Origin of the sequence: Kitasatospora sp. NPDC086791, from assembly GCF_040685975.1 — a bacterium.
Lineage (GTDB): Bacteria > Actinomycetota > Actinomycetes > Streptomycetales > Streptomycetaceae > Kitasatospora.
In genome coordinates this window covers 121,024-146,092 of sequence record NZ_JBFBOC010000015.1, presented here as the reverse complement: position 1 = coordinate 146,092, position 25,069 = coordinate 121,024, and the positions used below count along the sequence as shown (strand labels likewise).

The window sequence follows — 25,069 nt, the reverse complement described above, 5'->3', positions numbered from 1 at the left end:
CCTCCGGGCTTCGTTCTTTCGTGTTTCCAGCTTATCAGACGTTTTCCGCTCCGTTTTCCGGAGTTTCATTCATCGGATTCGCTTTCCGCTTTGTCGCCCCGGTCTCCCGTGGCGACTCCGGAACTGTACGGGGACGGACCCGCCACATGCAAATCGCCCCCGCCCGGGCTCCCGGGCAGGGGCGATCAGGGCCGGTCACGACCGATCAGCGGACCTCGGTGATCTCCGGACCGCGCGCGAACGGGTCGAGCGAGGTGCCGCCGAAGCGGTTGTCGCCCTCGCCGGCGGTGGCGGCCGCCCCACCACCGTCGGCGACCATCTGGGCGTCCTCGGGAAGCTTCAGCACGATCGGGTCGCGGGGAGCCATCGGGGCCTCGCCGCGCACGACGACCGTCTGACGGAAGACCTGCTCGAGGATCCCGGCCATCTCCGGCTGCACCGCGGCCTGGCCCGAGATCACGCCGCGCAGGAACCAGCGCGGACCGTCGCAGCCGACGAACCGCACCAGCTGGACACCCTGGGTGCCGTCCGGCAGCTGCACCGGGACCTGGGCGCGGAGGTGCCAGCCGAGCGGGCCCTCCTCCTCGTCGATGATGCCGCCCTGCGAGGTGATGCCGTTGGCGATCTCCTCCCGGACCTCTCCCCAGATGCCCTCGGACTTCGGGGCCGCGAAGGCCTGGAGCTGGATGGCGCTGTTGCCGAGCACGAGGGTGGCGGCCACGATCGCGTCACCGGCGACCTCGACGCGCAGCTCCATGCCCTCGACACCGGGGACCAGCAGACCCCCGAGGTCGACTCGCCCCTCCTCGGGGTTCTCCAGCTCCGAGTGGTCCCACGGACCGTCCGGCCGCGGCGCCGGCGGCAGACCGACCCGGTCGGCCGGGTCCAGCTCGGTCACGTTCTCGCTCTCGGCGGAACCTTCGACGTCATCGGCCGTCTCGTCGGCGCTGATGGCGTCGTCGGCGAGCTGCTCGACAGCGTCCTCGCTCTTCTGGCGACGACGGAACACGGTCACTGTCCTTCCCGGTCCAAGACCGATGCGAATACCTGCTCGGCTTCCTGCGAGGCCGCGGGCATGCTAGACCGCGGCGTGGCCGCCGGTCGACCCGAACCCGCCCTCGGCACGTGCCGACCCAGGCAGCTCGGCCACCTCGTGGAAGCGGGCCTTCTCGACCTGCTGGATGACCAGCTGGGCGATCCGGTCCCCTCGGCGGAAGCTGACCCCCTCGCGCGGGTCCAGATTGACGACGATCACCTTGATCTCTCCACGGTACCCGGCATCGACCGTCCCCGGGGCGTTCACGAGAGCAACTCCGCAACGAGCTGCCAGCCCGGAGCGGGGGTGGACGAAGGCCGCATAGCCGTCCGGGAGCGCGATGGCGATGCCGGTGGGCAGGACGGCCCGCTCACCGGGGGCCAGCTCGGCGTCGACGGTGGTCCGCAGATCGGCGCCGGCGTCCCCGGGCTGCGCGTAGGCGGGCAGCGGCAGCTCGGGGTCGATGCGCTTGATCAGGACGTCCAGCTGCGGGCGGGGGGTGTCGCTCAAGGGTTCACCTCAAAGGCTCGTGCGCGCTTCATCAGATCCGGGTCGTCGAGGACCTTCTCGATGTCCTCGGCACGACCGTGCGTGGTGAAGTGTTCCAGCTTCACCTGGATGAAGAGCGCCTGCGCACGCACGGCGACCGGTCCGTCCGGGCCGCCGATCCGCGCCTCGGCGGCGCTGTAGATCTTGCGGCCGTGGACGCCGGTGATCCAGGCGCGCACGTGCAGCACCGAGTCGACGGGCACCGGGGAGAGGAAGTCGGTCTCCAGCCGGCCGGTCACGGCGGGGGCGTGCAGCAGCCAGTTGAGCGTGCCGAGGGTCTCGTCCATGGCGGTGGTCAGCAGGCCGCCGTGGGCCAGGCCGGGGCCGCCCTGGTGAACGTCCCGGACGGCGAACTCGGCCGTGACGTCGAGGCCCTCGCCGGCGACGGCGTCGATCCGCAGGCCGCCGGGGTGCTGCGGGCCGCAGCCGAAGCAGTGTTCGTAGTGGGAGCCGAGCCGGGTGCCGGGGGCCGGTGCCTCGGGGGCGCGCGGCGGCAGGACGGCGTCCGGCGGCGGGGTGGTCGGGGACGGCGGCATCACGGGCGCCGGCCGGTCGGCGGGGGTGGTGGGGGCAGTCGTTCCGGTCACGGGGCCCAACCCTACCCAGGGGTAGCCGAGCCCCCGGCGGGGGTGGCGTCCCGCGCCGGGCGTCAGGACGCCCACAATGGAGGGCATGTACGACGAACGCCTCACGGTGCCGCGCTCCTGGTGGCTGCTCCCGGCCGCGGTGGGCCTCACGCTCGCGCTGATCCTGATCCGGGTCAGCGGCCCGGCCGCACTGGTCGGACTGGTGGTCGGCGTCGCCGCCGGCGCGGTCGCGATCAGCAGCTACGGCTCGGCCCGGATCCGCGTGGTCCAGGGCTCGCTGGTGGCCGGCCCGGCCCGGATCCCGGTGGACGCACTCGGCAGCGCGCAGGCGCTGAGCCCCGCCGAGGCGGTGGCCTGGCGCGGTCCGAAGGCCGATCCGCGCGCCTTCATGCTGCTGCGCAGCTACGTCCCGACGGCGCTGCGGGTCGAGGTGAGCGACCCGGCCGACCCGACGCCGTACCTCTACCTGTCGACCCGCTCGCCGATGAAGCTGGCGGAGGCGCTGGAGGAGGCCCGGCGCGGCGCCCGCACCTGAGCGGGCGGGCGCGCGGGCCCGGAGCGGCCCCGGAAGGACCTGGAAACGGAGAGGGACGGTTCCGCTGCTGCGGGACCGTCCCTACGACTTCGTACTGGCCGACGCGTCGGCCGACTCCGTCCTGCCGGGCCCGTCCGTGGGGACGGGTTCCCGGAACTGCCGTCCGGCCCCGCTGCCCGGGGCCGGAAGGAGCGGTGTGCCGGTCCCGCGAGCCGCGGGCACCGGGCCCTGTCCGCCGCGGTGCTCAGGCGCCGCAGTCCCGGCAGATCGGGTTGCCGTTCTTCTCGCTGTAGAGCTGGCTGCGGTGGTGGACCAGGAAGCAGCTCATGCAGGTGAACTCGTCGGCCTGCTTGGGCAGCACCCGAACGGCGAGCTCCTCGTTCGAGAGGTCGGCGCCGGGGAGCTCCATGCCCTCGGCGGCGTCGAACTCGTCGACGTCGACGGAGCCGCCGCCCTTGTCGTTCCGCCGAGCCTTGAGCTCCTCGATGCTGTCTTCGTTGAGCTCGTCGTCGGTCTTGCGTGGGGTGTCGTAGTCGGTTGCCATTTTTCGCTCTCCCCCTCCGGGTTGTGCGGTGTGTGCGGTATCTCCAGCGCACGTAACGCATGGGGGGTCGGTCTTGTGCCCGACCCGAGGCGGAGATTTTGCCTTACTTCAAGCCCTGTTACTCAATCGACACTCAGCCCGGGGTCCATCGGGGTGATCCTCGGGGCCGCCGCAGGACTCACGCTGGGCCATCGCAGCCCCTCCCCGGACCCGGCAAAGCAGCCACGCACAGTGAGCAGGGGCCGCACGAACACCCGCCGAATCCCGTGCCCACCAGGGATGCCGATCGATCCGGCGGATCCGCCCGGGGGCGGAATCCGGTCACGGACGGCGATCGACACCCCCAAGCGGGTGATCACTCTCCGGGGTTGGCCGAAATCGTGGAGCGACACGGTGTGACCTTGGTCACGTTAAGAATCTTCCGGGTCAAACCACGGAAAATCCACCCACTCCGACCGCTCGCCGGAGCGCCCTACTCGGCGCTCCGCCGGGCCGCCCGGCGGGCCAGCAACGCGGCCTGGCGCTCCTCGAACTTCCGCGCCTGGCTGTCCAGCCCGTCCAGGAAGACGCCCAGCTCGTCCTGCGCCATCATCCCCGCCGGACCGAGGCCGTCGATCTCCATCACCTTGAGGTGGCGCAGCACCGGCTGCAGCACGTCGTCGTGGTGGATGCGCAGGTTGTACACCCCGCCGAGGGCGATCTGCGCGGCGGCGCGCTCGAAGCCCGGGATGCCGTGGCCGGGCATGCGGAAGTCGGTGACCACGTCGGCGATGGCCCGCATGGCCTGGTCGGGGGCGATCTCCAGGGCGGCCTTCAGCAGGTTCCGGTAGAAGACCATGTGCAGGTTCTCGTCGTTGGCGATCTTCGCCAGGAGCTGCTCACAGAGCGGGTCGCCGGCGTACTTGCCGGTGTTCCGGTGCGCGATGCGGGTGGCGAGCTCCTGGAAGGCCACGTACGCGACCGACTGCAGCATGCTGTGCGCGTTGTCGGACTCGAAGCCCTCCGACATGTGGCTCATCCGGGCCCGCTCCAGCTCCACCGGATCGACGGCGCGGGTGGCGAGCAGGTAGTCGCGGATAGCTATCCCGTGGCGGCCCTCCTCGGCCGTCCAGCGGTGCACCCAGGTGCCCCACGCGCCCTCGCGGCCGAACATGGTCGCGATCTCGTGGTGGTAGCTGGGGAGGTTGTCCTCGGTCAGCAGGTTCACCACCAGCGACACCCGGCCCAGCGGGGTCACCTGCGACTGGTCGACCGACCAGGCCTCGCCGCCCAGGACGCCGTCGAAGTCGCGGCCCTGGCTCCACGGGACGAACTCGTGCGGCATCCACTCCTTGGCCACGGCGAGGTGGCGGTCCAGCTCCTTCTCCACGACCTCTTCGAGGGCCAGGATGAGCCGCGCGTCGGTCCACCCGCTCGATCCGAGCGAGGTGCTGCTCTGCACGGCACTGCTCTGCACAGGGGCGATGGTCACGGTCTTGCTCCCGGGGGACGGCACGCGCTGGGACGAACGCGTTGGGCGGGCACCCGTCGTGCGGGTGTCGGCGGGCGCCGGCGGCCACACTTACGGTTGCGTAGGTTACGACACCGTAAGTTGCTCGGGCCGGAAAAGACAAGCCGCCCCCGCCAGGCCTTATGTCGTCTTGACGGCCTGACAGGGGCGGCTTGTTGCAGGAGCCAACGGACCTGGGCGGTCCGCCCTACGGCGAGGGGACGCGGACCCGCATGGTGAGGCCGCCGCCGGCGCGCGCGGTGGCCTCGATGGTGCCGCCGTGGGCGCGCACCACCGAGCGGACGATGGACAGGCCGAGCCCGACCCCCTTGTCGCTGCGGGTGCGGTCGGCGCCCTTGACCCGGCGGAACGGCTCGAAGATGTGCTCCAGCTCGTACCCCGGCACCACCGGGCCGGTGTTGGAGACCACCAGCTCGCCGCCGCCCGGCACCTCGGCGGTGGCCAGCTCGACCCAGCCGCCCGCGGTGTTGTACCGGACGGCGTTCTGCAGCAGGTTGAGCGCGAGCCGCTCCAGCAGCACGCCGTTGCCCGCGACCACGGCCGGATCGAGCTTCGAGCGGAGTTCGACCTCGCGCTTGCCCGCCTCGGCCCGCATCTGTTCCAGCGCCCGGGTGGCCACCTCGGACAGCTCCACCGGGCGGCGCTCGGTCAGCTCGTTCTCGCTGCGGGCGAGCAGCAGCAGTCCCTCGACCAGCTGCTCGCTGCGCTCGTTGGTGGCCAGCAGGGTCTTTCCCAGCTGTTGCAGGTCGGGCGAGGCGGCCGGGTCGGAGAGCTGGACCTCCAGCAGGGTGCGGTTGATCGCCAGCGGGGTGCGCAGCTCGTGCGAGGCGTTGGCGACGAAGCGGCGCTGGGAGTCGAAGGAGCGGTCCAGCCGGTCCAGCATGTCGTCGAAGGTGTCGGCGAGCTCCTTGAGCTCGTCGTCCGGTCCGTCCAGCTCGATCCGGCGGTGCAGGTCGGAGGAGGCCACGTCACGGGCGGTGCGGGTGATCCGGCCGAGCGGGCGCAGCACCCGGCCGGCCATCGCGTAGCCGGCCGCGAAGGCGATCACGGCGAGGCAGACCAGGACGGTGAGCAGCTTGCGCAGCAGGGTGTTGAGCGCCTGGGCGGCCTGGTAGGCCCTGTAGTCGTTCAGCCACTGGTCGAGCGCGGACTGGCTGTTGAGCGTGAGGTTGTCCGGGGTCCGCACCGAGATGCCGGGTCCGTTGAGCATCAGGTGCGGCTGGCCGACCTCCTGGAGGGCCTGCTGGACGAAGAAGTACATCACCAGCAGCAGCACCACGCCGGCCATCAGGAACATCCCGCCGTAGAGCAGGGTGAGCCGCATCCGGATGGTGGGGCGGAACGGCAGCCAGGCGAGCACGCCGTCACCGGGGACGTAGGGCTGGTTCGAGCGGGCCGAGCGCGGGGGGTGCAGGGGCTTGGGCGGTACGGCGCGCGGGCCGCCGGCGGGCGCGCCGGAGGGCCCGCCGGCCGGGGGCGGGATGGTCATGATCGTCCTCTCGGGGCGTCCGCCGGGGCGGGCGCGGGGTGGTGGGACCCGGGATCGGGCCCCGTGGCCGGGGACCCGGGGGTCAGATCCGGTAGCCGGAGCCCGGCACGGTGACGATGACCGGCGGGTCGCCGAGCTTGCGGCGCAGTGTCATCACGGTGACGCGGACGACGTTGGTGAACGGGTCGGTGTGCTCGTCCCAGGCCTTCTCCAGCAGCTGCTCGGCGGAGACGACGGCGCCGCCGGCCCGCATCAGCACCTCCAGGACGGCGAACTCCTTGGGGGCCAGCTGGACGGTGCGACCCTCGCGGATCACCTCGCGCCGGCCGGGGTCGAGCGAGATGCCGGCCCGCTCCAGCACCGGGGGTAGCGGGATGGTCGCGCGGCGGCCCAGCGCCCGTACCCGGGCGACGAGTTCGCTGAAGGCGAACGGCTTCGGAAGGTAGTCGTCCGCACCGATCTCCAGTCCCTCGACCCGGTCGCTGATGTCGCTGGAGGCGGTCAGCATGATCACCCGGGTCGCCAGGCCCTGCTCGACCACCTTGCGGCAGACGTCGTCGCCGTGGACCAGCGGAAGGTCGCGGTCCAGGACCACCACGTCGTAGTCGTTGACCGCGATGCGCTGGAGCGCGGCCTCCCCGTCGTACACCACGTCGACAGCCATCGCCTCGCGGCGCAGGCCGGTCGCGACGGCCTCGGCAAGCAGCTGCTCGTCCTCGACGACGAGAACCCGCACGGTCGTTGTCCCTTCTCCAGGCCGGCCCCGGAAGCGGACGCACGGCTCCGACGGTGCCTCCATCCTGCCTGGTCCTGCGGTAAAGCAGCGATAAGCTGCCCCTCGGGCACGGGCCCGGGTCCGCGGGGGTGACGGTTCGTGTCGACACCAGTCCGGTTGGACTGTGACACGGGCAACTTTCTTCCGCCGGGAGGTTTCCCCGACTCCCCCGGGGGGAGGACAGCTGCACACCCGCGATCTGGCTGTTGGCCGGTCGCACCCACCCGCCGTGCGTTTCATCCGCGCCGGCCCTGGGGCTGGGACATCACCGGGAGCGGCCGAAAGCCGACTCCGCGTCCGACCGGAGATCCACCACCGCCGGCCGGGACGCTTTCACCGGCTGGACCTTCCTCGGGGCGGAGAGCGCACGACCGTGCACGTCCGACACAGTAAGGGGGCCCGTATGGACGCCTTCAAGGCCGGAATCCTGCAGCGCATAGCCAACGCCGAGCAGGATCTGCACCGCGCGATCGAGGCCGGGGACGAGTTCCTCGCCGAGGTGGAGCAGTCCGAGCTGGACGACCTCCGCCGACTCGCCGCCGAGCACGGCGTGGACACGGTGCTGGAGCGCCACCGCACCGCTGCCTGACCCGTTCGGCACCACCGACCCGTCGCCGGAACTCCGGCACCTGCGGCCCTGCGGGGGCCGTGCGAAATCCAGGCCCTGGCATCCCTCGTGTGCCAGGGCTCTTCGCATGTCCGGGGCCGGGCGGTCCGGGGCCGGACGGCCCCGAGCCCGGCCCCGGCCGGAACCGGTCAGTCCGCCCAGGCGCGCAGCGCGGCCAGCCGCTCCTGCAGCGGCTCGTACACGCCCGGGGCGGCGGCCACCGTCAGCTCGCCGTCCGGGCCGTGCCCGGGGCGGCCGCCGGTCAGGGCGCCGGCCTCGGCGGCGATCAGGCAGCCGGCCGCACGGTCCCAGGGGGCGAGGCCGCGCTCGTAGTAGCCGTCCAGCCGCCCGGCGGCGACGTCGCAGAGGTCGACCGCGGCCGCCCCGCCCCGGCGGATGTCCCGCACCTCGGGCATCAGTGCCAGCAGCACCTCGGCCTGGCGCACCCGCACGGGCTGGACGTAGTTGAAACCGGTCGCGATCAGCGCCTGGCCCCACGGCGGGGCCGGACGGGCCGAGAGCGGCCGGCCGTTCAGCCGGGCGCCGCGACCCAGGGCGGCGTGGAACAGCTCGTCGCGCGCCGGGGCGTACACCACCCCGACGACCGCCCTGCCGTCCACCTCGGCGGCCACGCTGACCGCCCAGGAGGGCAGTCCGTACAGGTAGTTGACCGTGCCGTCGAGCGGGTCCACGACCCAGCGGACCCCGCTGCTGCCGGGCTGCTCGGCGCCCTCCTCGCCGAGGTAGCCGTCGGCCGGGCGGCGCCCGGTGATCAGCTCCAGCACGAGCTTCTCGGAGGCGAGGTCCATCTCGGTGACCACGTCGACCGGGCTGCTCTTGGTGCCGGCCACGCCGAGGTCGGCGGGGCGGCCGTCGCGCAGCAGGGCGCCGGCCTGCCGGGCCGCGTCCAGGGCGACGTCCAGCAGGTCGTCGAGGAGCCGGTCGTCGGGCTGGGCGGGGGCGGTCACGGGATTCTCCTCCGTAGCGGCGGGGGGCGGACGGTCAGCGCTCGGCGACGGCCGGGCGCGGGGCACGCGGGTTGGGGCAGCAGGCGACCGCGCACACGTCGTGGCTGGGGCCGAGCGTGCCGAGGGCGCAGCGGGTCACCCGCTCGCCGCGCTCGGTGGCCGCCCGCTCCAGGACCAGCTCGCGGACGGCGGCGGTGAACCGGGGGTCGGCGCCGACGGTGGCGGCGCGGGCCACCGGCAGACCGAGTTCGGCGGCCTTGGCGACGGCCTCGGTGTCGAGGTCGTACTTGACCTCCATGTGGTCGGAGACGAAGCCGATCGGCACCATCACCACGGCGGGCGCGCCCTCGGCGTGCCGGGCCGCCAGGTGGTCGCAGATGTCCGGTTCCAGCCACGGGGTGTGCGGGGCTCCGCTGCGGCTCTGGAACACCAGCTCCCAGGGCCGGTCGGCGACGCCGGTGCGCTCGGCGACGGCCGCGGCGATCAGCCGGGCCACGTCCAGGTGCTGGGCGACGTACGCGCCGCCCGGCCTGCCGCGGGCCGGGTCGTCCGGGGCGCCGGAGGTCTCGGCCATGGTGTCCGGGATGGAGTGGGTGGTGAACGCCAGCCGGGCGCCGGTCCGGACGGCCTCGGGCAGCTCCGCCAGCGCGGCCAGGGTGGCGTCGACCATCGGCTCGATGAAGCCGGGGTGGTTGTAGAAGTGCCGCAGCTTGTCGACGGTCAGCGCCGGGAGGCCCTCCGCGGCGAGGGTGGCCAGCGCGTCGGCCAGGTTCTCCCGGTACTGGCGGCAGCCCGAGTACCCGGCGTAGGCGCTGGTGGCGAGCACGGCGATCCGGCGGTGTCCGTCGCCGGCCAGCTCCCGCAGGGTGTCGACCAGGTAGGGCGCCCAGTTCCGGTTGCCCCAGTAGACCGGCAGGTCCAGCCCGTGCTCGGCGAAGTCCTTGCGCAGCGCGGCGAGCAGCTCGCGGTTCTGTTCGTTGATCGGACTGACCCCGCCGAACAGGAAGTAGTGCTTGCCCACCTCCTTCAGCCGCTCCTTGGGGATGCCGCGGCCGCGGGTGACGTTCTCCAGGAACGGGACGACCTCCTCGGGGGCCTCGGGACCGCCGAAGGACAGGAGCAGCAGGGCGTCGTACGGAGCGGCGCCGGAGGGGGAGGGATTGCGCGCGTCGGACATGGCACCGATCCTGCCACTGAGGGGCCGGGCGTCGTCGCCGGGGCCGCGCCGATGTCCGGAAAATACCGATTGCCAAGGAACGTAAGCTGTGTTCACCAGCCTCGTTCCTTACCCCACCCCCGTCCGGAGCTCCCGTGCTGTCCAGCTACCGCCGGATATTCGCCTCCCCCGGCACTCTGGCCTTCTCCACCACCGGTTTCGTCTCCCGGTTGCCGATCTCCATGACCGGCATCGGCATCGTGACCATGCTCTCCCAGCTGAGGGGCTCGTACGGTGTCGCGGGCCTGGTCTCGGCCACCCTCGCGATCTCCGCCGCCGTCCTCGGCCCGCAGGTCTCCCGGCTGGTGGACCGGCACGGACAGCGCCGGATCGTCGTCCCGGCCATGGCGATCACCGTCGTCGCCGTCGTCGGCCTGCTGCTCTGCGCCCGGCTGGACGCCCCGGACTGGACGCTGTTCGTCTTCGCGGCCGGCATGGGAGTGATGCCGAGCACCGGCGCGATGGTCCGTGCCCGCTGGGCGCACCTCTACCGCGAGGACGCCCCCAAGCTGCACACCGCGTACTCCTTCGAGGCCGTCGTCGACGAGGTCTGCTTCATCGTCGGCCCGATCCTCTCCATCGGACTGGCCACCTCCCTCTTCCCGGAGGCCGGCGTGCTGCTGGCCGGCATCTTCCTCGCCGTCGGCGTGCTGCTGTTCGCCGGACAGCGCTCCACCGAGCCGCCGGTCCACCCGGCCGCCCGGCACCACGGCCGCTCGGTGATCCTGAACCGCGGCCTGCAGGTGCTGATCCTCACCTTCGTCGCCACCGGCGCGATCTTCGGCTCGGTCGAGGTCGTCACCGTCGCCTACTCCCAGGCCCAGGGCCACAAGTCGGTCTCCAGCGTGATCCTCGCCCTGTGGGCGCTCGGTTCCTGCCTGGCCGGCGTGGTGTACGGCACGCTCAAGCTCTCCGGATCGATGGCCGCGCGCTTCTTCCTCGGCGTCCTGTGCATGGCGCTCAGCATGGTGCCACTGGTGCTGGTCGCCCACGCGGTGCACGGCATCGCCGGGCTGGTCGCGGTCGGCGGCGCGCTGCTGGTCGCGGGCATCGCGATCTCCCCCACCCTGATCACCGCGATGGCGCTGGTCGAACGGCTCGTCCCGGCCTCCCAGCTCACCGAGGGCATGACCTGGACGACCACCGGCCTCGCCATCGGCGTCGCGGCCGGCTCCTCGGCCGGCGGCTGGGTGGTGGACGCCTCCGGCGCCGCCGCGGGCTACTGGGTACCGCTGGTCGCCGGTGCTCTCGGCGTGCTCGCCGCACTCGCCGGACTCGCCCGGCTGCGGGCCGGACTCGCCGCCGGCCAGGACCCCGAGGCGCCCGCCGAACCCGTCGAACGACCCGTAGACGTCGAACGGTGAACTGACTACTCTCTCGCCCTACCTGCGGCCCTACCCGCGGGTAGGGCGGCCGCGCCGCCCCGGACCGCGCCGACCCGTTCGGCCACGGAGCAGGAGGCAGCGCAATGCCCCAGGCCAGCACCGCGACCCGCACCCGGTGGACCAACTGGGCCGGCAACCAGAGCGCCGAGCCCGCCCGGACCACCGCCCCCGGCACCGCGGAGGAACTGGCCAGGGAGATCCTGCGCGCGGCCGACCAGGGCCGCACCGTCAAGGCCGTCGGCTCCGGCCACTCCTTCACCTCGATCGCCTCCGCCGGCGACGGCGTCCAGATCCGCCCGCACGCGCTCACCGCCGTCCGCGGGATCGACCGCGAGGCGGGCACCGTCACCGTCGAGTCCGGCCTCCCGCTGCACCGCCTCAACCGGCTCCTGGCCGCCGAGGGCCTCTCCCTCACCAACATGGGCGACATCGAGGTCCAGACCGTCGCCGGCGCCACCAGCACCGGCACCCACGGCACCGGCCGTGACTCCGGCTCGCTCGCCGCCCAGATCCGCGCCCTGGAGATCGTCCTCGCCGACGGCACCCTCCGGCGCTGCTCCCCGACCGAGAACCCCCGGCTCTTCCAGGGCGCCCGGCTCGGCCTCGGCGCCCTCGGCGTGATCACCGCGCTCACCTTCGGCGTCGAACCGGCCTTCCTGCTCACCGCGCACGAGCAGCCGATGGCCTTCGACGAGGTGCTGGAACGCCTCGACGACCTCACCGCCGTCAACGAGCACTTCGAGTTCTACTGGTTCCCGCACACCGACCGCTGCTCCACCAAGCGCAACAACCGCAGCCAGGGCCCGGCCGCCCCGCTGCCCCGGTTCAAGGGGTGGCTGGAGGACGACTTCCTCTCCAACACCGTCTGGGAGGGCGCCTGCCGGGTCGGCCGGCGCTTCCCCGGCTCGATCCCCTCGATCGCCGCGCTGGCCAGTCGCGCCTGGTCCGACCGCAGCTACACCGACACCGCGTACCGGGTGTTCACCAGCCCGCGCAAGGTCCGCTTCGTGGAGATGGAGTACGCGGTGCCGCGCGGAGCCGTCGGCGAGGTGCTGCGGGAGCTGAAGGCCCTGGTCGAACGCTCCGACTGGAAGGTCGGCTTCCCGGTCGAGGTGCGCTTCGCCCCCGCCGACGACCTCTGGCTCTCCACCGCCTCCGGCCGGGACAGCGCCTACATCGCCGTCCACCTCTACCGGGGCACCGCCGACCAGGGCTACTTCACCGGTGTGGAACAGCTGATGACCGCCCATCAGGGCCGCCCGCACTGGGGCAAGCTGCACACCCGCGACGCCGGGTACCTGGCCGGCGTCTACCCGCACTTCGGCGACTTCACCGCCCTGCGCGACGAGGTCGACCCGCAGCGGGTCTTCGGCAACGACTACCTGCGCCGGGTGCTGGGGGCCTAGTTCGCCGGGGCCTGGTTCGCCGGGGCCTGGTCGGCGGGGGCCCGGTCCGCCGGGGTCCCCGCCGCCGGGGACGGGGCCACCGTCGCCCGCGTGGGCTCGCCGCCCGGCCCGGACGGTTGCGACGAGGCCCCGCCGGTGGGCCTCCCGCCGTCCGCCGACGGGGAGGCGCCGGCCGAGGGGGTCGCTCCCGCCGAGGGCGAGGCCGTACCCGCGCCGGTGCCCGGGGTGGCGCTCGGCTCCCGGCCCGGCCGCGAGGTCGCCGGGGCCGGGGCGCCGCCGGAGGGCGTGGCCTCCGGAGCGTGCGTGCCGCCCGACCCGCGGGGCTGCGCCGGGGCGTCCTGCGGCTGCGAGGACTTCGGCGCCACCGAGCCGCCGAAGGATGTGCCGTTGCCGGACTCGCCCTTGACCGTCGCCGACACCGGCTGCCCCGTGGCCAGTTCGAACGCCACGATCGGCGTCATCGCCAGCACGAACACCAGCCCGGACACCACCGCGCAGGTCTTCCAGGTCCACCGCCGGCGCACCCGCACCACCTGCGGCTCGCTCCACTCCGTGGTGATCACCGGCGGCCCCGCTGCCCGCTCCGGCCGCTCCGGTTCCACCGGCACCTGGCGCAGCGCGTTCGCGGTCTGGTTCGGGCCCCGGTCCACCGCCTCGCGCAGCTGCTCACCGGTCCGTCTGAAGAGGTGCTGGAACAGCGCGCCACCGGTGGTGGCCCCGACGCTCACCACCGCGGCGCCCATGATGGTTCCGTACACGCCCAGTTCGGAGGCCAACAGCGCGCCCACCACGGCGGCCAACGCACTCGCCACGACCTGAGCCACACTCAGATCGATCCGCCTGCGCTCCTCCTTGCCGCCCTCCTCGGCGGGGCTCCGCTCCGGCATCAACATCCCTCGGTCCGTACGACTGATCTCGAACAAGCCTCTCCATCGTGCCCAAAGAAGGACACAAGGGACGAAAATGCGGTTCCGCGCGCCCGGATTGTGTGAAGATGATCACCGTTCACCCGTCGGTGGTCCGCCATTGCGGGCGCGTGCTCTTGAGATTCCCGTGAATCGCGGGAGACTTGAGCGGCGAGCCGCCCCTTCGGGTGCCACGAATGGAGTACTGTTCGTAAAGCCTGAGCCTTGGATCGACTTGTCGACTGTGCATACACCGACAGCTTGACGAAGAGCCACGGAGCAGGCACGCACGGCGACGCCCGTCCCGGATCGTCGCGTTCACTGCGCGTGCGAGGACGGCCGGGACACCCAGGCGCGACGCCGACGGATGGCGTGGCAAAAAGGCAACCGTGCCACAGCGGCGTGCCCGGGCCTCAGCCCGACACGCCGGGGAACTCAGCAAGGTTGTGGCCAGTCGCGAGTGGGCAGGCCACACTCAGTACGGGAGCAGCGACGCAGGTGACGTCGGCAGGCACCACCCGGGAGGTAAGCGTGCCCGAACTGCGGGTTGTGGCCGTCAGCAACGACGGCACACGGCTGGTGCTCAAGGCTGCCGACAGCACGGAGTACACCCTCCCCATCGACGAGCGGCTGCGTGCCGCCGTCCGCGGCGACCGGCCGCGCCTCGGCCAGATCGAGATCGAGGTCGAGAGCCATCTGCGGCCCCGGGACATCCAGGCGCGGATACGAGCCGGTGCCTCCGCCGAGGAGGTCGCCCAGGCCGCCGGGATCTCCGTCGACCGCGTCCGCCGCTTCGAGGGCCCGGTCCTCGCCGAGCGCGCCTTCATGGCCGAGCGCGCCCGCAAGACCGCCATCCGCCGCAACGGCGAGTCCACCGGCCCGCAGCTCGGCGAGGCCGTCTCCGAGCGCCTCGCGCTGCGCGGCGCCGAGAAGGACACCGAGCGCTGGGACTCCTGGCGCCGCGACGACGGCACCTGGGAGGTCATCCTCTCCTACCGGGCCGACGGCGAGGGCCGCAGCGCCTCCTGGACGTACGACCCGCCCCGGCGCCTGGTCCAGCCGAACGACGACGAGGCCCGCGCGCTGATCGGCGAGAACGTCGAGCGCGAGGAGGAGTCGGTCTTCCCGTTCATCCCGCGGATCGCCCGGCTCCCCCAGGAGCGGCCGCCCCGCCCGATGATCGACCGGCCCTCGGCCGACCGCATCATGTCGGCCCGCGAGGTCCGCGAGTCGCGGGAGGCCACGGCCGATGCCCGGGACTCGCTGACCAGCCTGCTCGACGTGGTCCCCGCCTTCCGCGGCGACCTCGCCGTCGGCGGCCCCACCCCGATCGAGCCGGTGCCCGCCGAGGTCGCCGAGGAGACCGAGGAATCGGCCGCGGCCGCCGCCCCTGCGGTCGGCGCTGGCTCGGCCTACGCCGACATCCTGATGCCGCGCGCCGTCGCCCCGCACCGCGAGCGCCTGGTCGGCACCACCGACCGGCAGGCCGAGGCGGACGGCGTCCGGCCCGGGCGCCGGGCCACCGTGCCCAGCTGGGACGAGATCGTCTTCGGCAGCCGGCGCAAGAAACAGGAGTAGCGGCGGCCCAGGGCAGTGCTCCGGAGCAGCACCCGGACGTAGCGATCCGGAGGGCGGGAGGCCGGGCCTCCCGCCCTCCGGCGTTCCCGGGCTCAGCCCGGCTGGTCGGTGACCGCCACCGGACGGCTCCCGTCGCTCGACCACTCGCTCCACGACCCCGGGTAGAGCGTGGCCGACAGGCCCGCCACCTCCAGCGCCAGGATCTGGTGCGCCGCCGTCACCCCGGAACCGCAGTAGACCGCGGTCTCCCGCTCCCCCGCGCCCAGCGCCCGGAACCGGGCCGCCAGTTCGGCGGCCGGCCGGAACCGCCCGTCCGGCCCCACGTTCTCGGCCGTCGGCGCCGACACCGCGCCGGGAACGTGCCCGGCCCGCGGGTCCACCGGCTCCGTCTCGCCCCGGTAGCGCTCCCCCGACCGGGCGTCCAGCAGCAGACCGTCCCGCGCCCGGGCCGCCGCGCCGTCCGCGTCCACCGTCGGCAGCTGCCCCGGCAGCGGCTTGAAGTCGCCCTCCGCTGGCTCCGGCAGCTCGGCCGTCACCGGCAGCCCGGCCGCCCGCCAGGCCGCGAAGCCGCCGTCCAGCACCCGGACGTCCCGGTGCCCGGCCCACCGCAGCAGCCACCAGGCGCGGGCGGCCGCCATCGAGGCCGCACCGTCGTACACCACGACCGGGCGACCGGTGCTCACCCCGAAGCCGCGCATCGCCGCCCCGAACTCCTCCGGGTCCGGCAGCGGGTGGCGCCCGCCCCGGCCGGGGGCGCCGGGCGGCGCCGCCAGGTCCCGGTCCAGCTCGACGAAGTGGGCGCCGGGCAGGTGCCCGGCCCGGTACTCCTCGGCCGCGGTCGGACCGCCCGGCGCGGCGCCGACCAGGTGGTAGCGCACGTCCAGCAGCACCGGCGGACGGGCGGAGGCGAGCGCCTCCCCCAGCTCGGCCGCGGAGATCAGCGGGGAACCGTCGTTGTAGGTGGTCATGGCGGCCATTGTCGCGCAGCACCGCCGGCCCGCCGCTCTTTGTGCTGACTTTGCCGGGATTTCCGCGCGGCCCGAGGGTTGGGGGCCCGTCAGAGTGGAAGCATCACCCTCGCGCCCGAGGACTTCCGTGCGCCAACCACCCACGAGGAGGCCCGCATTGCCCGCGGTGGAACTCCGACTGGCCCAGGGCACGCCCTGCTGGGTCAGCCTGCTGACCGACGACCCGGCCGGCGCCCGCGCCTTCTACGGCGCACTGCTCGGCTGGACGTACAGCCCGGGGCCCGGCCAGCTCGGCGACTACGTCCGGGCCGAGCTCGACGGGGCGCCGGTCGCCGGCCTCGGCCTCTCCAGCGCCACCGGCTTCCCGGTGCAGTGGACCACCTACTTCGCCGTGGACGACGCCGACCGCACCGCCCAGCTGGTCCGCGAGTGCGGTGGCACCGTCGCCGTCGGGCCGCTGCAGGCCGAGCGCGCCGGGCGGATGGCGATCGCCTCGGACGTCTCCGGCGCCGTCTTCGGCCTCTGGCAGGGCGAGGAGCACCTCGGCCGGGAGGCCGGCAGCGAGCCCGGCGAACCGGCCTGGGCCGAACTGCTCACCCCCGACACGGACGGCGCCGCCGCCTTCTACGCCACCGTGCTCGACCTCCCGGTCCGGCCCGGTGCGGACGAGAGCGCGCTGCTCGTACGCGGCCTGCCGGTCGCCGGCATCCGGCACCGCGCCGACCTGCGCGGCCACCCGCCGCGCTGGCGCACCCACTTCGCGGTCCGGGACGCGGCGCTGACCGCCCGTCATGCCGTGGAACTCGGCGGCCGGATCCTGGTCGAGCCGCACGACACCGCCCGCGGCCGCGCCGCCCGGCTGGCCGACCCGCAGGGCGGGCACTTCTCGGTGCTGGAGGCGGTGGCGTAACACCGGTCCGCGGGCACCCCGCCGACCGGTCTCCGGACGCCCCGCGGGCCGGAGTCCGCGCACCGGCCCCGGGAACCGCTCAGGCCTGCTGCTCCTCGAAGGGCAGCACGTCCGGGGAGAGCACCGAGGCGCGGGCCGTCGCCGCGGTCAGGCGGCGGCGGTGGTGGCGGCGGCACAGCACCTCGTAGCCGACCTCGTCCTCGCGCACCGAGATGTCGCCGATCACCACCTGGGCGCCCTCGACCACCATCACCCCGCCGACCGTACGGGCGTTGTGGGTCGCCCGCGCGCCACACCAGCACAGCGCCTCGACCTGCAGCACCTCCACCCGGTCGGCCAGCTCGATCAGCCGCTGCGAGCCCGGGAACAGCCGGGTGCGGAAGTCGGTGGTGATGCCGAAGGTGTAGACGTCGATGTCCAGTTCGTCCACCACCCGGGCCAGCTGGTCGACCTGCTCGGCGGCGAAGAACTGCGCCTCGTCGCAGATCAGGTAGTCCACCCGGCCGCCCGCCGAGAGCCGCTGCACCACGTGCGCGTGGAAGTCGAAGTCGTCCGTCACCTCGACCGCGTCGGCCCGCAGGCCCAGCCGGCTGGAGATCGTCGCGGTGCCCGCCCGGTCGTTGCGGGTGAGGATGACGCCCTGCCGGCCGCGCGCGGCGTGGTTGTGGTCCATCTGCAGCGCCAACGTCGACTTGCCGCAGTCCATCGTGCCCGAGAAGAAAACCAGTTCAGCCATGGGTGGAGCAAAGGCCTTTCACATCAGGAAAGTTCGGGCACAGAAGGATCAAGGGGGCGGCTCAGCCACGGACTTCGAGCAGCGGCACGAACTGCTCGACCGGGGTCATCGAACCGTGCAGGCCGATCATCGCGGATTCGCCGGGCTCGTTGCGGGAGGCGACGATCGCGATGTCGTCGCGCGCTGCGGCGACCACGTCTCCGATCCGGCCGTACACCCGCTCGTCCACGGCCGGGCCGAACCAGCCCGCCGCGATCGCCTGGTCCCGGGTGGCGACCCACATCCGGTCGCCCAGCACCTCGCTCCAGACCGTGTGTACGTCCGCCGCGGCCCCGGGCACCGCGTACACGTGCCGGGCCCGGCCCTCGCCGCCGAGCAGGGCCACACCGGCGCCCAGCTCCCAGTCCTCGTCGAAGTCGATCCGGTCCTCCGGCGCGATGTCGATCATGCCGTGGTCGGCCGTGACGTACATCGCCGAACGCGGCGGCAACTGCTCGGCCAGCCGGCGGGCCAGCCGGTCCACGGCGTCCAGCGTCATCCGCCACTCGTCGGAGTCCACCCCGAAGCGGTGGCCCGCGCCGTCGAGCTCGCTGACGTAGGTGTACACCAGCGCCCGGTCGTGCTCGGCCAGCCAGGAAGCCGCCAGATCCATCCGCTCCTCGCCGGTGGTGCGGCCGAGGAAGGTGCCGCCGGACAGCGCCACCCGGGTCAGCGGGGTCTGCGCGAACAGCGGGGACGAGACCTGCGCGGTCGCCACCCCGGCCAGGTGCGTCCGCTCGAAGACCGTCGGGTACGGCTGCCAGGCGTGCGGCTCGGTCGGCGGCTGCCAACGCAGCTGGTTCATCAGGTAGCCGGCGCCCGGCACCGCCACCGTGTACCCGGCCAGGCCGTGCAGGCCCGGCGGCGTCCCGGTGCCGACCGAGGCCAGCGAGGTCGCCGTGGTGGACGGGAAGCCGGCGGTCAGCGGACGGCCGCTGCCGCCCAGCGAACTCCCGGCCAGCGAGGAGAGGAACGGCGCGTACTCGGGGTGGCGCAGCAGCAGCTCCCAGCCCAGGCCGTCCACCAGGAACACCACCACCCGGTCCGCCGGGGCGATGGGCAGCGTCGCGGTGAACCCGGGGACGCCGAGCCCCGCCGCCACCGAGGGCAGCAGGTCGCACAGCGAACCGCTGCCGTAGGGGGGCGCGGGGGCCGCGGCCGGGTCAAGGATCTCGAAGGCGTCGTAGCCGTCGGCAGGAGCGAAGGACATGGAACCGGATTCGTAGCGGTCGGAGGCGGCGGCGATCAGACCCGCGGGCCGTTGTCGATCGTCGCGTCGGACAGGGCCCGGGCGAACGCCAGCGCCTGGGACACCGTCTCGGGGCCGTCACCGGCCTCGCTCACCCGCAGCGAGAGGTCGTCGGCCGTCGCCGAACCGGTGTACCCGTGATCCGCCTCGCAGTTCGGGTCCGAGCAGCCGGCCGGCTCCAGGTCCAGGCGCTGCACCGCACCCCAGCCGATCGTCAGCACCACCTCGCGCGGCAGAGTCCCCGGCGTGTACGTCTCCGGGTTCGCGACCATCCGGCTCACCACGACCGAACCGATCCGGTCCAGCCGGACGCTCTCCGTCGAGGTCGTCGCGAACGGCACCGAGGGGCTGCCCTCGGCCCCCGACTGCTCGTCGGTGTGGCTCACCACGAAGCGGGTCGGGGTCAGCACCAGCACCGTCACGTGCCGGCGGACCTCGTTGGCGTCGAAGGTCGTCTCCTGGTGCACCAGGTAGGAGCCGATCGGCTCCGGACCCACCGCGGACTCCACCGCCTCGGACACCAGGGCCGGGTAGTAGCCGCTGCGCTCGATCGCCGAGCGCAGGTCCTGAGTGGTGGTGGTACCGGTCTTCGCCATATCTCCATCCTGGCATGGTCCGCCGACGAAGCGGGCGGCGCGGCGCCGAGCTTCGGACAACAGCGCCCGGGCAGGGCGCAACCAAGGAAGGTTACAGCGTGCTCATCGCGCGCGGGCCCAGATCGCTGCGGACCGGCAGGGGCGCGACCCGCACCCGCGCCCCCAGGATCGCCAGCCCGTGCGGGGCCACGACCACGGGTTCGAGATCCACCGAGGCGATCTCCGGGACGTCGTCCACCAGCTGCGACACCCTGAGCAGCAGTTCCTCCAGCGCGCCGGTGTCCACCGCCTCGGCGCCGCGCCAGCCGAACAGCAGCGGTGCCGCCCGCACCTCCCGGATCAGCCCGGCGACGTCCTGGTCGGTGGCCGGAACCAGTCGGTGCGCCGTGTCGCCCAACAGTTCGGCCGGTGCGCCGGCCAGGCCGAAGGACAGGATCGCGCCGACCGCCGGGTCCACCGTGGCGCCGATCACGGTGTCCACGCCGCGCGGGGCCAGTCGCTGCACCACCAGCTCGGCCGGCGCGGCGCCGCCGAGCAGGGCGTCCAGCTCGCGGTGGGCGCGGCGCAGGCCCGGCTCGCCGGTCAGGTCCAGCCGGACGCTGCCCAGGTCGGGGCGGTGGCGCAGGTGCGGGGCGGTCGCCTTGAGGGCCACCGGGTAACCGAGCGAGGCCGCCGCCGCGACCGCCGTCTCCTCGTCCGGGGCCGGCAGCGTCGGCGAGACGTCGATGCCGTAGCGGGCCAGCAGCTCGCGGGCCTCGGCGTCGGGCAGGGTGATCCGGGCGCCACCGGGCCGGGTGCGCAGGAGGGAGGAGCGGCGCGTGGCGTCCCGGTCGAGGGTGGTGGCGGGCGACGGGCGGGAGGTCCCGGTCCGGGCGCTGAGCGCCGCCGCGACCAGGGCGCGGGCACCGGGCTCGTCGATCCGGTCCAGCTCGGGGACGCGCGCGGTCTCCTCGGCCTCGGCCGTCCGGCGCCGCCACTGCGCGTAGTGGACGGCGTGGGCGAGGGCGTGCACGGCCCGCTCGGGCGCCGGGTAGGCGGGGATGCCGCCGGGGCGCAGCCGGGCCGGCAGGTCGGTCAGCGCCAGGTGGGCGAGCAGCAGCGGCTTGCCCACCTCCTCGGCGCGCCGGCCGGCTTCGAGCAGGGCGGCGGCGATCTCGGGGTCGTCCGAGCCCATCGCGGGGTCGTCGTCGCCGGTCAGCCGGCCGCCCATGAAGGCGTGCGCGGAGGTGCCGATCGGCGGGATGGCGACGGCGATCACCGCGTCCACGGCGGGGTCGGCGAGGGCGACGTCGAGCGCGATCCGGAAGTTCTCGCCGGTCGCGGCGGTGGTCAGGTCGACGGGGGTGCGCGGACGCAGGCCGGCGCTCAGCAGGGCGTCGTAGGTGAGCAGGCCCAGCGAGTCCGAGTTGCCGACCACCGCGACCCGGTCCCCCGCCGGCAGCGGCTGCAGGGCCAGCAGCTCGCCGGTGTCGTACAGCTCGGTGATGGTCGCGACCCTGGTGACGCCCGCCTGTTCGAACAGGGCGTCGACGGTCGCGTCGCGCAGGCCGGTGGCGGTGGCGGGGACGGCGTGGCCGGGCGGCAGGCTGCCGGTGTGCCGGGCGCCCTTGACCACCACGACCGGCTTGGCGGCGGCCAGGCGGCGGGCGATCCGGGTGAACTTGCGCGGGTTGCCGAAGGACTCCAGGTAGAGCAGGACGACCTGGGTGGCGTCGTCCTCGGCCCAGTACTGCAGGAAGTCGTTGCCGGAGACGTCGGCGCGGTTGCCGACCGAGGCGAAGGACGAGACGCCGAGGCCGCGCCGGTGGGCGGCCTCCAGCAGGGCGACGCCGATCGCGCCGGACTGGCAGAAGATGCCGAAGCCGCCGCGGCCGGGCAGGCGCGGCGCGAGCGAGGCGTTCAGCGGGTTCGCCGGGTCGGTGTTGATCAGGCCGAAGGCGTTCGGGCCGATCACCCGCATGCCCGCCGCGCGGGCCTGGCGGACCAGGGCGCGCTGCCGGTCCCGGCCCTCCGGACCGGTCTCCGCGTAGCCGGCGGTGACCACCACCAGGCCCTGTACGCCATGGGCGCCGCACTCGGCGACGGCGGCCGGGACGGCGCCCTCGGGGACGGCGATCACCGCGAGGTCCACCGGCCCGGGAATGTCCAGAATCGAGCGGTGCACCGGGACGCCGTCCAACTCGGTGCCGGGCAGGGCGTTGCGGTTCACCGCGTAGACCGGGCACTCGGCCGGGGCGCTGCCCAGCACGTCGCGCAGGATCGCCCGGCCGACGGTCTGCGGGGTGCGGGAGACCCCGATCACCGCGACCGAACGCGGGGTGAGCAGCCGCTGCACCGAGCGCGCCTCGGCGCGGTGCTCGCGGGCGCGCATCACGGCGAGCGAGCGGTCGGTCTGTTCGAGGTCGAACTCCAGGTGCACCACGCCGTCGGCGAAGCTGCGGTGCTGGGTGTAGCCGGCGTCGGTGAAGACCTTCACCATCTTCCGGTTCTGCGGCAGCACCTCGGCCTGGAAGCGGCGGATGCCGCGCTCCTGGGCGACGGCCGCGATGTGCTCCAGCAGCGCCGAGGCGACGCCGCGGCCCTGGTGGGCGTCCTGCACCAGGAAGGCCACCTCGGCGTCGGTCCCGGTGGCGGAGGGGCGGCCCTCGGCGTCGATCCGGTCGTAGCGGACGGTGGCGATGAAGCGGTCCCGGACGACCACCGCGAGGCCGACCCGGTTCACGAAGTCGTGGTGGGTGAAGCGGCGGACGTCCTTGTCGGAGAGCCGGGGGTAGGGGGCGAAGAACCGGAAGTACTTGGACTGGTCCGAGACCTGCTCGTAGAACTCCACGAGGCGCCCGGCGTCGGCGGGCGTGATCGGCCGGATCCGGGCCGTACCGCCGTCGCGCAGCAGGATGTCGGCCTCCCAGTGCTGCGGATAGTCCGGATGCTGCTCGGGGTTCGTTGCCGCGGAGTCGTCCACGTTCGTCAGGTTATCCGGCGGCGGGCCGGATGGCGCCGGGCACGTGCTCACGGCAGGGTGGACGGGATCGAACACCGGGGTTTATGCCCCGAAAAGAAACAATCACAAGTCCTGAACGCGGCGGTTCGCCGGGGTCGCCGGCGTGCAAGACTGGTCTAGACAACATGGCCGCTTCCCCCGCTCCTCCCGAGCACGGCCGTGACCAGCTTCACCGGAAAGGCACGTCTCATGGCTGAGCGCCGCGTCACCATCGGTTGGGCCGAGGGCCTGCACGCCCGTCCCGCCTCCGTCTTCGTCCGGGCCGTCACGGCCACCGGCGTGCCGATCACCATCGCCAAGCCCGGCGGCAACCCGGTCAACGCGGCCTCCATGCTCGGCCTCCTCGGCCTGGGCGCCCAGGGCGGCGACGAGGTCATCCTGGCCTCCGACGCCGAGAACGCCGACGACGCGCTCGACCGCCTCGCCAAGCTCGTCCAGGAAGGCCTCGACGAGCTCCCCGCCGCGGCCTGAGACCTCGCGCGACCCGGAGGCGCCCGGCAGTGCCAGCACTGCCGGGCGCCTCTGTGCGCGGATCCGGCCGCATTCACACCATCGAGCCAACCGGTGACCGTTCGACCCTCTGGGACGACGGGCCGCACACATGCTCGCGGCATGACGTTCTTCGACCTCGAACGACCCGAGCACGCGTACATGTTCGCCTTCCTCCGGGCGGACGGACACCTCGCCGAGCAGTCCCGCAACCGCGGCCGGCTCTCCGTGGAGCTCTCCGCGCGGGACGCCCCGATCCTGGAGGAGTTCCAGCGGCTCTGCCCGCACAACAGCACCATCAGGTACCGGACGCGCACGACGAACTTCACGGCGGAGCACACTTCGGTGATGTGGACCGTCCACGCCCGGGAGTTCCGGGAGGAACTGCGGGCGCTCGGCCTGCCGGCGGGGCGCACGTCGGAGATCGTGGCTCCGCCCACGGTGCCGTTCTCCGAGCGTGACTACCTCCGCGGCCTCATCGATGAACCGGCCGGTCACCCCTTGATGCAGATGACCTGCTTGATCTGGGCGACGACCTCGACCAGGTCCCGCTGCTGCTCCATGACCTTCTCGATCGACTTGTACGCGCCGGGGATCTCGTCCACCACACCGCCGTCCTTGCGGCACTCCACGCCCCGGGTCTGCTCCTCCAAGTCGCGTACGGTGAAACGCTTCTTGGCCGCCGTGCGGCTCATCTTGCGGCCGGCGCCGTGCGAGGCCGAGTTGAAGGCCGCCTGGTTGCCGAGGCCACGGACGATGAACGAACTGGTGCCCATCGAACCCGGGATGATCCCGTACTCGCCCGTGCCGGCCCGGATCGCCCCCTTGCGGGTCACGAGCAGGTCGACACCGTCGTAGCGCTCCTCCGCCACGTAGTTGTGGTGGCAGCTGATGATCTCCTCGAAGGCGAGCTCCGCCTTGGGGAACTCGCGGCGCACGACGTCCTGGAAGAGCGCCATCATGACGGCCCGGTTGTGCTTGGCGTACTCCTGTGCCCAGTACAGGTCCTCACGGTAGGCCGCCATCTCCGGGGTGCGGGAGAGGAACACCGCGAGGTCGCGATCGATCAGCCCCTGGTTGTGCGGCAGCGAGCGGGCGACGCCCATGTGGTGCTCCGCCAGCTCCTTGCCGATGTTGCGCGAGCCGGAGTGCAGCATCAGCCACACGGACCCGGCCGTATCGATGCACAGCTCGATCATGTGGTTGCCCGCTCCGAGCGTTCCCATCTGCTGCATCGCCCGCTCGCGGCGCCACTTGACCTCCTCCGCGATGCCGTCGAAGCGCTGCCAGAAGTCGGCCCAGCCCGCCGTGCGGAAGCCGTACAGCTTCGCCGGGTCGACCGGGTCGGTGTGCAGGCCGCGGCCGACCGGGATGGCCTGCTCGATCTTGCTGCGCAGGGCGGACAGGTCGTCCGGGAGGTCCTCGGCGGTGAGGGAGGTCTTCACCGCGCTCATCCCGCAGCCGATGTCGACGCCGACCGCCGCCGGGCAGACCGCGTCCTTCATGGCGATGACGGAGCCGACCGTCGCGCCCTTGCCCAGGTGGACGTCGGGCATCACGGCGAGGCCGTGCAGCCAGGGCAGGGAGCTGATGTTGCGCAGCTGCTGCAGGGCCTGGCCCTCGACCGTCGCCGGGTCGGTCCACATCCGGATCGGGACCCGGACGCCGGGCACCTCGGTGTACGTCATGGTCGAACGACCTCCATGGGTCGGGTGGTTCACGAGAAAGGGGGTGCCGCGCGAAGGGATCCCGGCGTGGCTCGGGGAAGTTCGGGGTGGGCTCAGACGCCCTGGGCGGCGGCACAGGGGGAGTACGGCCTTGGGGAGCGTCGTCGTATGGCTCGCTCGACCCGCATGGTGACCGCCTCCCTTCGTTCGTCCCGATCCGCGTTCGCACGCGTGGCGCGCCGGGGAACATCTATCCACGGAACGGGCGGGGCCTGCAAGGGATTTAAAAACGCGTCCGGCCCGGCGGAGCGGGTGCTCCACCGG

At 73.3% G+C, this 25,069-nt stretch carries 23 protein-coding genes; 7 read left to right on the top strand and 16 right to left on the bottom strand.

Annotation, left to right across the window (positions count from 1 at the left end):
• Nucleotides 1–205 precede the first annotated feature (205 nt).
• The 3 genes from AB0Q99_RS21220 to AB0Q99_RS21210 all read right to left on the bottom strand — a co-directional run bounded on the left by AB0Q99_RS21220 (nucleotide 206) and on the right by AB0Q99_RS21210 (nucleotide 2,121).
• On the bottom strand, nucleotides 206–1,009 hold the full coding sequence (locus AB0Q99_RS21220; RefSeq protein ID WP_360258269.1) for a DUF3710 domain-containing protein: 804 nt from the start codon (nucleotides 1,007–1,009) through the stop codon (nucleotides 206–208).
• A gap of 69 nt (nucleotides 1,010–1,078) precedes the next feature.
• Nucleotides 1,079–1,546, bottom strand: a complete 468-nt coding sequence (dut, locus tag AB0Q99_RS21215; RefSeq protein WP_363573976.1) for a dUTP diphosphatase — start codon at nucleotides 1,544–1,546, stop codon at nucleotides 1,079–1,081.
• Nucleotides 1,543–2,121 carry a PaaI family thioesterase gene (locus AB0Q99_RS21210; RefSeq protein WP_363574000.1) on the bottom strand — a complete coding sequence of 193 codons (579 nt, stop codon included), beginning with the start codon at nucleotides 2,119–2,121 and terminating at the stop codon, nucleotides 1,543–1,545. Before AB0Q99_RS21210 ends, dut begins: the two co-directional genes overlap by 4 nt.
• Nucleotides 2,122–2,248: 127 nt before the next feature.
• Between AB0Q99_RS21210 and AB0Q99_RS21205 the strand changes: the two genes are divergently transcribed.
• Complete coding sequence (locus AB0Q99_RS21205; RefSeq protein WP_363573974.1) at nucleotides 2,249–2,707, top strand: DUF3093 domain-containing protein; 459 nt, start codon at nucleotides 2,249–2,251, stop codon at nucleotides 2,705–2,707.
• A 244-nt stretch (nucleotides 2,708–2,951) separates the two neighbouring features.
• Here AB0Q99_RS21205 and AB0Q99_RS21200 read toward each other — a convergent pair whose 3' ends face one another.
• The 4 genes from AB0Q99_RS21200 to AB0Q99_RS21185 all read right to left on the bottom strand — a co-directional run bounded on the left by AB0Q99_RS21200 (nucleotide 2,952) and on the right by AB0Q99_RS21185 (nucleotide 6,986).
• Nucleotides 2,952–3,251, bottom strand: a complete 300-nt coding sequence (locus AB0Q99_RS21200) for a DUF4193 domain-containing protein (RefSeq protein ID WP_030057692.1) — start codon at nucleotides 3,249–3,251, stop codon at nucleotides 2,952–2,954.
• A gap of 472 nt (nucleotides 3,252–3,723) precedes the next feature.
• Nucleotides 3,724–4,716 carry an acyl-ACP desaturase gene (locus tag AB0Q99_RS21195; RefSeq protein ID WP_363573998.1) on the bottom strand — a complete coding sequence of 331 codons (993 nt, stop codon included), beginning with the start codon at nucleotides 4,714–4,716 and terminating at the stop codon, nucleotides 3,724–3,726.
• A gap of 232 nt (nucleotides 4,717–4,948) precedes the next feature.
• Nucleotides 4,949–6,250: a HAMP domain-containing sensor histidine kinase gene (locus AB0Q99_RS21190; RefSeq protein ID WP_363573972.1), complete on the bottom strand. Its 1,302-nt coding sequence runs from the start codon at nucleotides 6,248–6,250 to the stop codon at nucleotides 4,949–4,951.
• Nucleotides 6,251–6,332: 82 nt separating this feature from the next.
• Entirely contained in the window at nucleotides 6,333–6,986 is a 654-nt protein-coding gene (locus tag AB0Q99_RS21185; protein ID WP_363573970.1) for a response regulator transcription factor, read from the bottom strand.
• 442 nt (nucleotides 6,987–7,428) lie between these two features.
• On the opposite strand from AB0Q99_RS21185, the gene AB0Q99_RS21180 reads away from it, so the two are divergent.
• Entirely contained in the window at nucleotides 7,429–7,614 is a 186-nt protein-coding gene (locus AB0Q99_RS21180) for a hypothetical protein (protein ID WP_030057688.1), read from the top strand.
• A gap of 167 nt (nucleotides 7,615–7,781) precedes the next feature.
• On the opposite strand, the gene AB0Q99_RS21175 is transcribed toward AB0Q99_RS21180, so the two are convergent.
• On the bottom strand, nucleotides 7,782–8,600 hold the full coding sequence (locus AB0Q99_RS21175; RefSeq protein ID WP_363573968.1) for an inositol monophosphatase family protein: 819 nt from the start codon (nucleotides 8,598–8,600) through the stop codon (nucleotides 7,782–7,784).
• A gap of 34 nt (nucleotides 8,601–8,634) precedes the next feature.
• Complete coding sequence (locus AB0Q99_RS21170) at nucleotides 8,635–9,777, bottom strand: ferrochelatase (RefSeq protein WP_363573967.1); 1,143 nt, start codon at nucleotides 9,775–9,777, stop codon at nucleotides 8,635–8,637.
• A gap of 134 nt (nucleotides 9,778–9,911) precedes the next feature.
• On the opposite strand from AB0Q99_RS21170, the gene AB0Q99_RS21165 reads away from it, so the two are divergent.
• Nucleotides 9,912–11,180: an MFS transporter gene (locus tag AB0Q99_RS21165; protein ID WP_363573966.1), complete on the top strand. Its 1,269-nt coding sequence runs from the start codon at nucleotides 9,912–9,914 to the stop codon at nucleotides 11,178–11,180.
• A 104-nt stretch (nucleotides 11,181–11,284) separates the two neighbouring features.
• Nucleotides 11,285–12,607 carry a D-arabinono-1,4-lactone oxidase gene (locus AB0Q99_RS21160; protein ID WP_363573965.1) on the top strand — a complete coding sequence of 441 codons (1,323 nt, stop codon included), beginning with the start codon at nucleotides 11,285–11,287 and terminating at the stop codon, nucleotides 12,605–12,607.
• Here AB0Q99_RS21160 and AB0Q99_RS21155 read toward each other — a convergent pair.
• On the bottom strand, nucleotides 12,604–13,494 hold the full coding sequence (locus tag AB0Q99_RS21155) for a hypothetical protein (RefSeq protein WP_363573964.1): 891 nt from the start codon (nucleotides 13,492–13,494) through the stop codon (nucleotides 12,604–12,606). The two genes, AB0Q99_RS21160 and AB0Q99_RS21155, sit on opposite strands and share 4 nt — an antisense overlap.
• 516 nt (nucleotides 13,495–14,010) lie before the next feature.
• Between AB0Q99_RS21155 and sepH the strand changes: the two genes are divergently transcribed.
• Nucleotides 14,011–15,090, top strand: a complete 1,080-nt coding sequence (gene sepH, locus AB0Q99_RS21150; protein ID WP_363573963.1) for a septation protein SepH — start codon at nucleotides 14,011–14,013, stop codon at nucleotides 15,088–15,090.
• Between the two features lie 92 nt (nucleotides 15,091–15,182).
• Here the strand turns inward: sepH and AB0Q99_RS21145 are convergent, their stop codons facing one another.
• Nucleotides 15,183–16,058, bottom strand: a complete 876-nt coding sequence (locus tag AB0Q99_RS21145; protein ID WP_363573962.1) for a sulfurtransferase — start codon at nucleotides 16,056–16,058, stop codon at nucleotides 15,183–15,185.
• 166 nt (nucleotides 16,059–16,224) lie between these two features.
• On the opposite strand from AB0Q99_RS21145, the gene AB0Q99_RS21140 reads away from it, so the two are divergent.
• Nucleotides 16,225–16,968 carry a VOC family protein gene (locus AB0Q99_RS21140; RefSeq protein ID WP_363573996.1) on the top strand — a complete coding sequence of 248 codons (744 nt, stop codon included), beginning with the start codon at nucleotides 16,225–16,227 and terminating at the stop codon, nucleotides 16,966–16,968.
• A gap of 79 nt (nucleotides 16,969–17,047) precedes the next feature.
• Here AB0Q99_RS21140 and AB0Q99_RS21135 read toward each other — a convergent pair whose 3' ends face one another.
• From AB0Q99_RS21135 to AB0Q99_RS21120, 4 genes are all read right to left on the bottom strand, one after another.
• On the bottom strand, nucleotides 17,048–17,704 hold the full coding sequence (locus tag AB0Q99_RS21135) for a thymidine kinase (protein ID WP_363573961.1): 657 nt from the start codon (nucleotides 17,702–17,704) through the stop codon (nucleotides 17,048–17,050).
• Between the two features lie 61 nt (nucleotides 17,705–17,765).
• On the bottom strand, nucleotides 17,766–18,953 hold the full coding sequence (locus AB0Q99_RS21130; protein WP_363573960.1) for a nucleotide pyrophosphatase/phosphodiesterase family protein: 1,188 nt from the start codon (nucleotides 18,951–18,953) through the stop codon (nucleotides 17,766–17,768).
• A 35-nt stretch (nucleotides 18,954–18,988) separates the two neighbouring features.
• Nucleotides 18,989–19,588: a DUF5998 family protein gene (locus tag AB0Q99_RS21125; protein WP_363573959.1), complete on the bottom strand. Its 600-nt coding sequence runs from the start codon at nucleotides 19,586–19,588 to the stop codon at nucleotides 18,989–18,991.
• A gap of 91 nt (nucleotides 19,589–19,679) precedes the next feature.
• Nucleotides 19,680–22,550: a GNAT family N-acetyltransferase gene (locus tag AB0Q99_RS21120; RefSeq protein ID WP_363573958.1), complete on the bottom strand. Its 2,871-nt coding sequence runs from the start codon at nucleotides 22,548–22,550 to the stop codon at nucleotides 19,680–19,682.
• A gap of 228 nt (nucleotides 22,551–22,778) precedes the next feature.
• Here AB0Q99_RS21120 and AB0Q99_RS21115 point away from each other — a divergent pair, with 228 nt between their 5' ends.
• A complete protein-coding gene (locus AB0Q99_RS21115) occupies nucleotides 22,779–23,060 on the top strand; it encodes an HPr family phosphocarrier protein (protein WP_030057672.1) in 282 nt (93 codons plus the stop codon).
• A gap of 512 nt (nucleotides 23,061–23,572) precedes the next feature.
• On the opposite strand, the gene AB0Q99_RS21110 is transcribed toward AB0Q99_RS21115, so the two are convergent.
• The gene (locus tag AB0Q99_RS21110; RefSeq protein ID WP_363573957.1) at nucleotides 23,573–24,766 is read right to left on the bottom strand and encodes an RtcB family protein; all 1,194 of its coding nucleotides are present in this window, start codon (nucleotides 24,764–24,766) and stop codon (nucleotides 23,573–23,575) included.
• Between the last annotated feature and the right edge of the window lie 303 nt (nucleotides 24,767–25,069).